12 protein-coding genes and 4 tRNA genes are annotated in these 12,715 nt (G+C 32.1%); 4 read left to right on the forward strand and 12 right to left on the reverse strand.

The genetic code is table 11. The annotated features are described in order from the left end of the window. From L8V77_RS07445 to L8V77_RS07475, 7 genes are all read right to left on the reverse strand, one after another. On the reverse strand, positions 1 to 568 hold a 568-nt coding region (locus L8V77_RS07445), incomplete at its 3' end, for a prepilin-type N-terminal cleavage/methylation domain-containing protein (protein ID WP_318529538.1). After that, positions 565 to 1,572, reverse strand: coding sequence for a tRNA (adenosine(37)-N6)-threonylcarbamoyltransferase complex transferase subunit TsaD (gene tsaD / locus L8V77_RS07450; RefSeq protein WP_263707374.1), 1,008 nt, complete (start codon positions 1,570 to 1,572; stop codon positions 565 to 567). The genes L8V77_RS07445 and tsaD, both read right to left, overlap by 4 nt. After that, a complete protein-coding gene (locus L8V77_RS07455) occupies positions 1,569 to 2,957 on the reverse strand; it encodes a M99 family carboxypeptidase catalytic domain-containing protein (RefSeq protein ID WP_263707375.1) in 1,389 nt (462 codons plus the stop codon). Before L8V77_RS07455 ends, tsaD begins: the two co-directional genes overlap by 4 nt. Then, on the reverse strand, positions 2,954 to 4,033 hold the full coding sequence (gene dxr, locus L8V77_RS07460) for a 1-deoxy-D-xylulose-5-phosphate reductoisomerase (protein WP_263707376.1): 1,080 nt from the start codon (positions 4,031 to 4,033) through the stop codon (positions 2,954 to 2,956). The genes L8V77_RS07455 and dxr overlap by 4 nt, the downstream gene beginning before the upstream one ends. Next, positions 4,030 to 4,758, reverse strand: coding sequence for a phosphatidate cytidylyltransferase (locus L8V77_RS07465; RefSeq protein WP_263707377.1), 729 nt, complete (start codon positions 4,756 to 4,758; stop codon positions 4,030 to 4,032). The genes dxr and L8V77_RS07465 overlap by 4 nt, the downstream gene beginning before the upstream one ends. An 11-nt stretch (positions 4,759 to 4,769) precedes the next feature. After that, the gene (locus L8V77_RS07470; RefSeq protein ID WP_263707378.1) at positions 4,770 to 5,090 is read right to left on the reverse strand and encodes a hypothetical protein; all 321 of its coding nucleotides are present in this window, start codon (positions 5,088 to 5,090) and stop codon (positions 4,770 to 4,772) included. A gap of 2 nt (positions 5,091 to 5,092) precedes the next feature. Further along, positions 5,093 to 6,397 (reverse strand): NFACT RNA binding domain-containing protein, encoded by a 1,305-nt coding sequence (locus L8V77_RS07475; protein ID WP_263707379.1) that lies wholly within the window; start codon positions 6,395 to 6,397, stop codon positions 5,093 to 5,095. Positions 6,398 to 6,438: 41 nt separating this feature from the next. Here L8V77_RS07475 and L8V77_RS07480 point away from each other — a divergent pair, with 41 nt between their 5' ends. Further along, positions 6,439 to 7,038, forward strand: coding sequence for an NTP transferase domain-containing protein (locus L8V77_RS07480; protein WP_263707380.1), 600 nt, complete (start codon positions 6,439 to 6,441; stop codon positions 7,036 to 7,038). Then, entirely contained in the window at positions 7,001 to 7,975 is a 975-nt protein-coding gene (locus L8V77_RS07485) for a phospholipase A (protein WP_263707381.1), read from the forward strand. Before L8V77_RS07480 ends, L8V77_RS07485 begins: the two co-directional genes overlap by 38 nt. On the opposite strand, the gene L8V77_RS07490 is transcribed toward L8V77_RS07485, so the two are convergent. Next, on the reverse strand, positions 7,972 to 9,324 hold the full coding sequence (locus L8V77_RS07490) for a Na+/H+ antiporter NhaC family protein (protein ID WP_412175149.1): 1,353 nt from the start codon (positions 9,322 to 9,324) through the stop codon (positions 7,972 to 7,974). The two genes, L8V77_RS07485 and L8V77_RS07490, sit on opposite strands and share 4 nt — an antisense overlap. A 134-nt stretch (positions 9,325 to 9,458) precedes the next feature. On the opposite strand from L8V77_RS07490, the gene ilvD reads away from it, so the two are divergent. Further along, the gene (ilvD, locus tag L8V77_RS07495; RefSeq protein ID WP_263707382.1) at positions 9,459 to 11,135 is read left to right on the forward strand and encodes a dihydroxy-acid dehydratase; all 1,677 of its coding nucleotides are present in this window, start codon (positions 9,459 to 9,461) and stop codon (positions 11,133 to 11,135) included. Between the two features lie 75 nt (positions 11,136 to 11,210). Here the strand turns inward: ilvD and L8V77_RS07500 are convergent. The 4 genes from L8V77_RS07500 to L8V77_RS07515 form a co-directional block, all read right to left on the reverse strand. Continuing rightward, positions 11,211 to 11,298: transfer RNA gene (locus tag L8V77_RS07500), tRNA-Ser, on the reverse strand. A gap of 33 nt (positions 11,299 to 11,331) precedes the next feature. Further along, positions 11,332 to 11,405 (reverse strand) — tRNA-Cys (locus L8V77_RS07505). 16 nt (positions 11,406 to 11,421) lie between these two features. Beyond that, a tRNA-Leu gene (locus L8V77_RS07510) sits at positions 11,422 to 11,510 on the reverse strand. 9 nt (positions 11,511 to 11,519) lie between these two features. Continuing rightward, positions 11,520 to 11,594: transfer RNA gene (locus L8V77_RS07515), tRNA-Gly, on the reverse strand. Positions 11,595 to 11,746: 152 nt separating this feature from the next. Between L8V77_RS07515 and L8V77_RS07520 the strand changes: the two genes are divergently transcribed. After that, on the forward strand, positions 11,747 to 12,715 hold a 969-nt coding region (locus tag L8V77_RS07520), incomplete at its 3' end, for a cache domain-containing protein (RefSeq protein ID WP_263707383.1).

The raw sequence follows: 12,715 nt of genomic DNA on the forward strand, positions 1-12,715 counted from the left end.
CACCACTTAAAAAATATACCCTAGTAGCTAAGTCTTTAAAAGCTTTAGAGTGGATTAAACTTTGACAAGCCTTAGACTTTGAAGTGCTTGCAAATTCACTTTGACTAAAAGCATTTAAAGCCTCATCTAGTTGAGTTTTTATACTTTGATTTTTAGGATCTTTCAAAGCTTGATTTTTTAAATCTGCTATATTTTGGACTTTACTTTTTTGAGCATTATCTACCATAAGTGCTAAAAGCAAAATGCTTTCTTTATCTACAAAAAGCACCTTAAAACACTGCTCGTCATTTCCCACACTAAAATCAAGTTCTTTGGTGGAATTTTGCAAATTTGATAAATCTTCATTTTTTATATTTGCTACATTACTCATCAAAGCTATACTTGAAAGATTTTCATTTTTTAACACATAAGAACTTACATCATTGATAAAAGTTTTTAAATTTCCTAAAGCTTGAGCTGTACTTGCTTCATCTTTACTCGCGCTAAATTTTGGCAGAGCAACTGCTGCTAAAACCCCGAGTATAATCACCACAAACACAAGTTCTATAATAGTAAAAGCCTTTTTCATAATACACCTTGTAAATTTTTCACCTTAGGGCTTATAAGATCATTTTCAATACTTACAAATTCTTTACGCTCATAAGCCTCACAAGCTGCCCTTGCTATCATCAAAGCATTATCTGAACAATACTCAAGCGGAGCTAGCAAAAGTTCACATTGATAGCTTTGGCATAAATGCTCTATTTGACTTCTTAGGTTTAAATTTGCACTAGCTCCACCTACTATACCAAAACGCTTAAATTTATACTCTTTAAAAATTTTTTCTAACTTGTTTAAAATATGCGCTATGGCTGCTTTTTGAAATGCAAAGGCTATTTTGCTTTTACGCTCTAAGCTTAGCTCTTCTTTTAAAATTTCCAAACGCACTTGGTTTTTAAGTCCTGAAAAACTATAAGCTAAGTCTTTAGAATGAAGCAAAGGTATGCTAAATTCTAAATCACTTTCTTTTACATTTTTAGCTAAATTTTCTATAATAGCCCCGCCAGGATAACCAAGCTCCATCATTTTTGCTACTTTATCAAAACTTTCTCCAAAGCTATCATCATTTGTTCTTGCTAGTTCTGTGATTTTACCTTGCTTATCGATAAAAAGTACCATAGTATGCCCACCACTTACAAGCAACACACCCATATCAAAACTAGCTTTTTTATCTAAAAACATAGAATAAATATGTCCTTTTAGATGATTAATCGCTATAAGTGGTAAATTTAGACTAATAGCAAGCATTTTAGCCATAGCAACCCCACCTATCAAACTCACACTAAGACCAGGTTCATTTGTAACTGCTATGGCACAAAGCTTATCAAAGTATTTTTGGCATTTTTCTAAGATTTTAGGTAAGGCTTCACTGTGCAATCTTGCTGCAAGCTCAGGCACTACTCCACCATAGACACTATGAGCATTTTCTTGAGAAATTTTTGTATGGAAAATGCATTCAAAGTTGTTTTTATCTATGATAGCAATAGAACTATCATCACACGAGCTTTCTATGGAAAGAATTAAACTTTTCATTGAAATTCCACTAAAATCATACCAATAAATTTGTCCTTTTGCTCTGCTTTTTCTATGGCTTTTGCAGGTATGTTTACTTTTTTGATTTCTTTAAAATTTGTCTTTTTTTCTAAGGCTTGATCGGCTAAATTTGCATTTTTTAACTCATAAAATTCCACTCTATAAATTTTTCTTTTTTTATCTAAAGAATAACGACTTTGCATTTGATTTTTACTTATTTCTATACCGCTTTCATCATTACCCCTATCAAAACCTATGACATTAACCCTTACACCTACAATAGAAGGAATTTTAAAGCTATTTTTTACCATGATTTTTTGAGCAAAATTTGTTTGTATATTTTTTCCATCTACTATCATTTCAACACAATCTAGCGCATTTGAAAACTCAAAGTATTCAGGATATAATCTTGTTTGCAAGCGATTTCCGTAATTGACTGAGTATGAACTAGCATTTGAAATCACCGCTGTAATTTCATTGCTTGCTTCATAATTTAAAGCTTGATTAACAGGGAAAGGCAAGAAATTTATGGCATTAGTAGGTTTGTCAAGATAAAGTAAAATTTTATCATTAAAAAGTCTTACCTCCAAAGGCTTTTCAATGGCTCTATAAACCCCATTTGGAGTTAGCTCAAAAGTTCTTTGAAATTCTATATTTGCCTTTTTTAGATAATACTCCACCGCCAAAAGATGATAATACACTCTTAAATGTGTTGGTAAATTTTTGCTCGCTTCATTAGCAAAGGCTGCTTTGTGATTTGACACTACAAAATAAGTTAAAGCCTTTAACATATCTTTGTCATTACTTTCTTGGGTTTTGGTGTTTTTTAAATGATATTGATGTTCTTCTTTTACTAAGGCTTTATTGATATTTTCCACCGCTTCTTTAGCTATGTTTTCTAAGTCTGCATATTTAGTAGAATTTACCTCGCTTTGATCGATAATGCTAGTATTGCCCCAGCGGTTTGGATTTTTATCTTTGCTTTCATATTGTGGTCTATAAAAGCCACTTCCATCATGTAAATTTATGACCATATTAACTTCAGGGTCTAAAATAAGCTTTTTTATACGCTCTATGGTGTGAAAATCAGGATCGCTTTCATCTATATGGGCAAATTTTCTATTTAAATCTCCAAAATTTCCCCTATTTCTTGCAATAATACTTTCAAAAGCCAAATTTGGTGCAACGATGATTTTACCTTTGGTGATATTATAATCACTCAAAAGCAAACTAGCAGCATGAAACCCACCTGGCTCATCTCCTTGTATACCTCCAAGGATTAAAACTGTGTTATTATCATCTAAGCTTTTTCCATTTTCTTTCACACTAAAATCTAAAGCAAAAACCGCATTTATAAAAATCAAAACACTTAAAAAATATCTCACTTCATTTCCTTATCTAAATAAAGCCTTACTTGCTTATCGTACTCAAAAACATCTTCAATTTGGTTAATCTTTGGCACACCAAAATGATCTAGTGCTTTGAAAATTCCTTTAGCGATATCTAAAAACTGCGCTTTATGAGCTAAAAATTGATACACCATACACTCATTTGCACTATTTATAATTACGCCCAAGTCAGGCTCTTTCAAAAGTTCATCTTTGAGTGAAAATATAGGATATTTTTTTAAACTAATTTTTTCAAATTTTAAACTTGGCATAGTTAACAAATCTAAATTTTCTATAAAGCTTTGATCATGCTCATCTAAAATCGCTTGAGCTATAGATAAACGCATATTTGCATGAGAAAAATACGCACTTATACCACCATCTTTAAACTCGCACAAAGCATGCACTAAAGATTTTCTTTCTATCAAAGCATCTATTTGCTTAATGCCATAAAGATGATAAGCTTCGATGATTTCAAAAAGCTTATTGCACATACTAGCACTATCTATGGTGATCTTAGCTCCCATGCTCCAGTTGGGGTGCTTAAGAGCTTCTTTTACGCTGACATTTTTTAAATCTTTGATTTTATAATTATAAAAGGCTCCGCCACTTGCTGTGATGAAAAGCTTTTTAATATCTTTTCTTTTATCTATCAAACACTTCAGTGCTGCGTGTTCGCTATCTATGGCTTTAATCTTAGAAGTGTCAAAAAATTTCCCTGCTACTACTAGGCTTTCTTTATTTGCCAAGGCTAAAGTTTTACCAAGCTTTTGCACCATAAGACTTGAGCTTAACCCTGCAAAACCCACTATAGCATTTACCACCAAAGTGCTTTTACACTCAGCTATCATCGCTTTTAAGCCTTCTTGGCCGCAAAAAATCTTATCATGATCAACCAAGGTTTTATCTTTTTCATCTTGGATACATACAAATTTAGGCTTAAAAAGAGCTATTTGCTCATTTAAAAGCTTGATGTTTTTACCACAAGATAAAGCTTCTATGCTTATGTTTTTTTCTTTAGCAATAAAAAGAGTATTAACCCCTATACTTCCCGTGCTTCCAAGTACAATCATACCAAAGTTGCCATTGCAAATGCTGCAATGATAACAGCATCAATTCTATCTAGAACTCCCCCATGCCCTGGGATTAAATTACCACTATCTTTAACGCCTGCTTGTCTTTTAAAATAGCTCTCAAGCAAATCCCCTATCACAGCAAAAATAGCTACGATTAAAGATATATAAATACTTTTTACTAAGCTAAATTCAAAAGAGCCTATGATAGTTCCTAAAATCCCTGCACAAACTATGCCACCTACTACACCTTCTAGAGTTTTATTTGGACTTGTTGGAGAAAAAGCTCTCTCACCAATGAGTTTTCCTATAAAATACGCCCCACTATCACAAGCAACAACAATCACTATAAGCCAAAACAATACAAACATACCCTCATAGCTTAATACTTGATAAAGCATTAAAATAGGTAAAGTAGGATATATATAAGGCATAAGCTCATTTAAATTTTCACTTTTTTTATAAACTAAATATCCCAAAATCAAAATCAAAGCCATAAGACCTATAAAGAAAGGCTTATCTAAAAATACTCCTATTGCAAAAATACACAAAGCCACAAAAGCACTTGCGTGTTTGCTTTTAAACATAGCTTTTGCTTCATTAAATACCAAAAACAATAAAACACCAAAAATAGCAAAATTAATCAAAAAATTATCCACTAAAGCAACAACAGCTATCACAGCTATCATCACAATAGCACTAAGAATTCTTGTCTTTGAAAACATTTTTATCCTTTCTATATACTTAAATCAAGCAAATGAGAGCTTTTTTTAACTACTTCTTGCTCTTCTTGTTCATCTTCATCTTCTTGCTCTTGTTCTTGATGATGTTTAGAATGCTTTTTTTCTTCCTCTTGTCTTTCTTTTACCTCATCGCTTACTTCGTGAGTTTGATTGACTTTTTCAAGTTTTTCAACTGTTTTTTCTTTTGCTTGAAACTCACTCATATTCACTAAAGTCGCAAAAGAATCTTTTGCTAGCTCATTGCTTACTTGTGCTGAATGTACCGGTGCATTTTGGTTAGCATAATTAACGCCACCTATGGGACTTATAGGCATATTCACTCCTTTAAAATGCTTATAGTCTTATAATTTGTATAATTTACAAAAGCCTTTTCTCTAACCTTAACAAAATTCTTACTCGTATAATCGACCAAATAAGCTCCAGAGCTTAGCTTGGAAAATTCCACACAAAGTTTTGCTGCAAATTCTAGCACTAATTGACTTATTTTTAATTTATTTGAAGTGATGATCACATGTGCACTAGGATAATCTTTTACATGTAGCCAAATATCATCTTTTTTAGCTATTTTTAACAAGTATTCATTAGCTTTTTCATTGCGTCCTACGCTGATTTTAAACTCATCAAAATAAAAGCTACTAACCCCTGCGTTTAACTCTTCTTTTTTGGTTTTTTTGCTTTTTTTAGGCATTAAAACTTCTAATTCTCGCAAAGAAGTGCTTTTAGCAATTAAGTCTTTTAAGTTGATTAAAAAATCAAGTTTTTCACTTAAAATTTCTCTTTCTATATTGATATTTTTAGCCTTTTGTTTTAGCTTTTTAGCCATTTTGTAAAATTTATTTGCACTGTTTTTAGGTGTATCTTCGAGTTTAAAAGCAAGTTCATTTGCATTAAAATCTTGCAAAATAAATTCTCTTTGATAATCTTTTAAAGAATTTAAATTAGCAAATAAAACATCTGCTTTTTGGCTTAATTCTTGAGCTTTTTTTAATAAATTACTTTCTTGCTCTAAATTTTCTATACTCTCTTTAAGAGTAAAGATTTTTTTATCTACATTTAAAAGTTTATTTTCTTTTATATCTTTTAAGCGATCTTGTTGTAACTTTTTAGCACTTTCTTTAAAATACACATTAAAATCATCAATCTTTACAAATTCTTCTTTAATCTCATAAGCTTTTAAAGCTTGGAGTTTTTCGCCTATTTTTACAATACGATAACTTTTATCTATATGACGCAAAGCTTCTATGATAATATCATTAGTGTCTGTGATGATTACATTAGTGTTTTTTCCTGTAAATTCAAAATAAATCTTAGCCCCATAAGCTTTGTAAGATTTGTTTGATAAAACTTCAAAAGATAAAATTCTATTATTTTCTAATACTTCTAAATTTAAAATCTTTGCATTAGAGAAGTATTTTTTTAACATAAAATCAAAAGGTGCGTTATAGACTTTTGCTTGGAGCTTATCTTGGTAAATTCCACTTTTTCCGCGTGTTAAATCTAGTATAAAAGCTTGATGATCTAAGCTAAGCTCTAAGATATTATCATCAAGACGTTTGAGATAATTTAGCCTTTGAAATTGTTTAAAATAATCTTTTATTTGTATTAAATCTGTATATTTCATAAATGTATTATAAAATATTTTGATGAATTTATGAGGTTTTTATGAGTGAAAAAATTCCCTATCCTTGCGTGATTTTATGCGGCGGAAAGTCTTCACGCATGGGAGAAGATAAAAGCTTATTACAAGTAGATGATAAAAACTTAACTCTTTATCAATATGAAAAAATGTCAAGAATTTTTAATCAAGTTTTTATTAGCGCTAAAAAAGATAAATTTCATCAAAAAAACTTAGCACTTATTTTAGATGAGGATTTAAACAACTACTCCCCACTCGTTGCCTTAAATTCCATACTCAAACATTTTCAAAACACCTATGTATTTATCCTTAGCGTGGATACTCCAAACATAAGCAAAGAAAGTATTTTCAAACTTTTTCATCATCTAAAATCACAAAATATACTCTTAGCAAGCACAAAAAAACACAAGCATTATTTATGTGGATTTTATCATGGTAGAAATTTTGAAAAAACTTTGCAATTTTTACAAGAAAATAACCACAAACTAGCTCTTTTTTGTGATACAATGAAAGCAGAATTTATAGATTTTAAAAATGAAAATGAGTTTACAAATTTAAATTATTTTAACGAATACAAAAAGTGGCTTCATGAAAAAGACAATTCTACCCATACTATGCGCTTTTAGCGCTTTAGCAAATGAAGATTTAATCAATCAAGCCTTAGAATATGAAAGACAAGGTGAGTATAAAAAGGCTATGCAAATTTATAAAAGCTTAGCTTTAAAAGATACAGTAAAAACAAAAAATTTAGAACTTTCTCTTAACAATGAGCAAAATGCAACAAAAGAACATAAAATAGATGATTTTAACCCAAGAAGCGAAGCTTTAGCAAATTACCTTGGCACAGAAAAATCATATAATCCTTTTGGTATTAGCACGCATAATCTTAGTTATTTTATGCCTGTTTCTTATAGTTTTAGCAAAAGAAATTATAAAAGCACTGAAACTAAATTTCAAGTAAGTCTTAAAAAAACTCTTTTTGAAAATCTTTTGGGTTTAAATGAAAGTTACAACATAGCTTATACACAAATTTCGTGGTGGCAGCTTTATGAGCATTCATCACCTTTTAGGGAGACTAATTATTTGCCTGAATTTTTCATCAATTTTCCTGTAAGTGGGCATGGAGCTTTTGAAAATTTAAAAAATGTACGCGTTGGTTTATTACACGAATCAAACGGGCAAGATGACCCAAAATCAAGATCTTGGAATAGAATTTATCTAAGCAATGCATGGTTTTTTGGGGACTTTGTGTTCATACCTAGGGTTTGGCTAAGAATTCCTGAAAAAAGCTCAGAGGATGATAATCCTGATATAGAAAAATATTTGGGTAATTTTGATATCAATCTTGCTTATACTCAAGATGATTATTTTATCAATATCTTATGGCGCAATAATTTAAATTTTGCTAATAACCGCGGCGCAGTGGAAATAAGCGGAGCTTATAAAATCTCTAACAATGGCTTATATATTTACACTCAGTATTTTAATGGATACGGTGAGAGTCTTATTGAGTATAATAAATCTTCAAGCAGACTCTCAAGCGGAATTTTGCTAATGTATTAAAGCAAACAAAATGCTATAACACTACCTAAGATAAGCAAAGAGCCATTAAAACATAAAAAGGTTGGTATACAAGTATCTTTGATGTGATCACCTTGCTTATCTGCATTAAGCCCTACACTCACCCCCAAAGTCGTCTCACTAGCAGGCGATCCTGCATCACCTAAAGCTCCAGCAACACCGATGATAAAAATAATCGCAGCAGGTGAAAAACCAAGCTCTATACATATAGGGCAAAATAAGGCAGCGATGATAGGAATAGTACCAAAAGAACTGCCTATACCTATGGTGATTAAAAGACCTATGGCTAGCATGATAAAAATAGCCAAAAAGTGACTTTGCTCCATAAAAGGCACGCTTGTTTTTACAAGCTCAGCTATACCCCCACTTTGCTTTAAAACCTCTCCATACCCTGAAGCAACAAGCATTACAAAGGCTATATAACCCATGATTTTAAGCCCATCATCAAAGACTAGATTAACTTTGTTATACTCTACTCCACCTAAAACCACCATTAATACAAAACCTAAAAGCCCTGATAAAGGTAAATTATGCGTTAAAATTTGCAAAATCAAAGTCAGCACAAGACCAGCTAAAACACCCCATTCTTTTTTACTCATTTTTAGATTTTCAAAGTCCATTTTAGCAATTTGCTCTTCTTGATATTCTCTTGGTTTAGCATAAAATACAAACACAGCCAAAAATAAACCAACTAGCATACAAATAGCCGCAAAAGCCATAGTTTGAGAAACTTCTCCTAGGCTAATTTGCACTCCATTTGAATTTAAATTATCCACAAGCAAAGTTTGAAAAATAAGCCCAAAACCTAAAGGCACTACCATATAAGGAGTTGTAAGTCCAAAGGTTAGCGCACAAGCTATGGATCTACGGTCTATTTTTAATTTATTAAAAAGCTTTAACAAAGGTGGGATCAATAAAGGCACAAAAGCCACATGGATAGGGATTAAATTTTGTGAAAAACAAGCAATAAATGCCAAAGAAAGTATAAGTAAGTATTTTTTATGTGAAATATAATGCGAAACTATTTTAATCAAATATGCTGTTAGATTGGTTTTTGATATAGCAGCAGCCACCGCTCCAAGTAAAATATAACTTAGTGCTGTTTGTAAATTTCCTTGCATACCGTCAATTAAAACTTTCATAGAATCCATCATAGCTTGTGGAAGTTGGGTAAAAAACTCCATCAAAGTTAAATGCTCTATATGCATAAATTTAGACCAAACGCCTACAAAAAGCCCAGAAAGCAAAACACTAAGCAAAACATTAAACCTAAAAAAACACAAAAGCGTCATTAATACAACGCCTATAAATACCGGATTAGTTAAAAGCATTACATTCCTTAAATCAAAATAATTGCACATTTTAAATAATTTTCTTTAAAATACCATTTAAGTTTAAAAAATTTAAGCAAAAATTGCAAAATAAAAGCATAAAATGATAGTTTTTACTTTAAAAAAGGATACAAATGAGAAGTGACGCGATCAAAAAAGGACATTTAAAAGCACCAAATCGCTCTTTACTTAGAGCATGTGGCTTAAATGATGAGGATTTTGACAAACCTTTTATAGGTGTTGCAAATAGCTATATAGATATCATCCCAGGACATTTTTTCTTAAATGAATATGCAAAAATCATTAAAGATGAAATCCGCAAAAATGGTTGCATTCCTTTTGAATTTAATACTATAGGTGTAGATGATGGCATTGCTATGGGGCATGATGGTATGCTTTATTCTTTGCCAAGTCGTGAAATCATTGCAAACTCTATTGAAACAGTGATGAATGCACACCAACTTGATGCACTAATTTGTATCCCAAATTGTGATAAAATCACTCCAGGTATGCTCATGGGGGCTTTAAGAGTTAATGTGCCGACTATTTTTGTGAGCGGTGGGCCTATGCGAGCAGGAGTAAATAAACACGGAGAAAAAATCAGTCTAAGTTCTGTTTTTGAAGCAGTGGGAGCTTATGAGGCTAAAAAAATCAATGAAGAGGATTTAAAAGATATAGAATGTAAAGCTTGCCCTAGCGGTGGATCTTGCTCGGGTATGTTTACTGCAAATTCTATGAATACTTTATGTGAAGCTATGGGCATAGCGCTTGAAGGAAATGGAACTATTTTAGCACTTAGCAAAGAAAGAGAAGAGCTTTTAAGAAAGGCTGCGCGTAGAATTTGCGAGATTGCCCTAGATGAGCGTTTTAAAATTCGCAATATCATTACTAAAAAGTCCATTAATAATGCTTTAGTTGTTGATATGGCTATGGGTGGAAGCTCAAATACTATCTTACATATGCTTGCCATTGCTTATGAAGCAGGTGTAAATTTGGATATAAAAGAACTCAATCACATCAGTGCTAATGTGGCTCATATAGCCAAAATTGCTCCATCTTTAAATACTGTTTATATGGAAGATATACATAAAGCAGGTGGAGTAAGTGCAGTAATGGCTGAAATAGCTAAAAAACCTGGTCATATTTTAGAACTTGATACTCTAGATATTAGTGGAAAAACTTTAAAAGAACGCATTGAGAATGCTAGCATTAAAGATGAAAATATTATAAGAAAAATAGACAATGCCTATTCAAATGTAGGTGGGCTTGCTATACTTTTTGGAAATTTAGCAGAGCAAGGCTGTGTGATAAAAACTGCAGGTATTATGGGTGAGCGTAAATTCAAAGGTAAAGCGGTTTGTTTTAATTCTCAAGAAGAAGCCATTAAAGGTATTATAAAAGGTAAAGTTAAAGAAGGTGATGTGTGTGTGATACGCTATGAAGGACCAAAAGGTGGACCTGGCATGCAAGAAATGCTTAGTCCAACTTCATTGCTCACAGGCATGGGACTTGGTGCTAAAGTAGCACTTATAACAGATGGTCGTTTTAGCGGAGCTACAAGAGGGCTTAGTATAGGCCACATTTCTCCTGAAGCTGCAGAAGGTGGGCTTATAGCGCTTTTGGAAGATGGTGATGAGATAGAAATTGATGTGGATAATTACAGTATCAATGCAAATTTAAACCAAGATGAAATCACCAAACGCAAAGCAAACTTTAAAATGCCAAATAAACAAATAAATTTAAGATGGCTTAAAATGTATCAAAAGCTTGTAAGCAATGCTAGCAAAGGCGGGGTTTTAGACTTAGAATAATTTTCTTAATTTCTTAGAGAAATTAAGAAATATCTTTTAAATGTGAAAACAAAAATATGAAAAATTATGTTAAAGTGGCCGGGAGAAAGGGATTCGAACCCCTGGAGGTGTGACCCTCAACGGTTTTCAAGACCGCCGCTTTCGACCACTCAGCCATCTCCCGAAAGAATAAAAATATCAAGTGTTAACATCGCATTGGAGGCGACATCCGGATTCGAACCGGAGATCAAGGCTTTGCAGGCCCATGCCTTACCGCTTGGCTATGTCGCCTTGAGTTACCAAAAAGTGGTGCCCGAGGCCGGACTTGAACCGGCACGGAAGAAAAATTCCGAGGGATTTTAAGTCCCTTGTGTCTACCAATTCCACCACCCGGGCGGGTGATAATGGAGCGGGAAACGAGATTCGAACTCGCGACCCCAACCTTGGCAAGGTTGTGCTCTACCCCTGAGCTATTCCCGCATGTAAAATTGAAATTATATCTATTAAAGCTTAAAGATATATAAAAACTTCTTTTTTTGTCACCTTTTAGATAGTTTCCATCTTAAAAATTTATTTTTTTATAAATATTTTATAAGTAAAATAAACTTTAGAAAACAACATAAGGGGTAAAAATGTTTAAATTTAACAACTTATCTAATAAGTTAACAATAATAGCTTGTTTTTTAATAGCTGCTATATTGATAGTTGTAAATGTAATCAACTATTATCAATCTAAAGACAGTACTAGCTATTATCTTGAAGAAATTCAAAAGAAAACTATGTTTGATGTTAATGAAGCATACAAGATATATTCTAATAGCAAAAGATCGGCTATTGCATCGATTGCAATATTCATTGAAAAAAATCCAAAACCAAATGCAAATGAGCTTTTTGATGTTTTAGAATCAATAAGATCAGCTGGTGGATTTGATGTAACATATATTGGCTTTGAAGATGATGGTAGTTTATATCAATCTAATAGAGTTATAAGAAGTCCAGAAAGCACAAATTTTGATGCAAGAACCAGATCATGGTATCAAGAATCAAAAAATGCTAAAAAACTTACCGTTTCTGATCCTTATAAAAGTATCGAAGATGACTCCATAACCATTTCTTATGCTGCGCCTGTATATAAAAACAATAAATTAATAGCTGTAGTTGGAGGTGATTATAATTTACATACTTTTTCCAAAGATGTATTATCTATAGGTCACTCTGATAGCTCTTATGCAGGTGTATATGACAAAGATGGAACTATTGTATTTCACGAAGACAAAGATAGAATGCTTACAAAAAATGACTTAAGTATTAATATAGCAAATGCTATTAAGGAAAATCCTGATTTAATTGATCCAAGCAAAGAAGAGACTTTGTTTTATGCTAAAGATGAAGCGGGTAAAACTCAAGTCATTACTTGTAATCAAACTTTAAATCCTAAATATATAGTTTGTTCTATTACAGACGAATCTGTATACACTGATGCTGTTAATAAAGTTTTATTCCAACAAGTTATTATCGCACTAATAGCCATAATCATTGCATTAATTTTAGTTAGATTTACTATAGCCAAAAATTTAAAACCTATTGCAGTTATCACTACA

Source organism: Campylobacter sp. IFREMER_LSEM_CL2127 (assembly GCF_025771745.1).
In the GTDB taxonomy this organism is placed as follows: Bacteria; Campylobacterota; Campylobacteria; order Campylobacterales; family Campylobacteraceae; genus Campylobacter_D.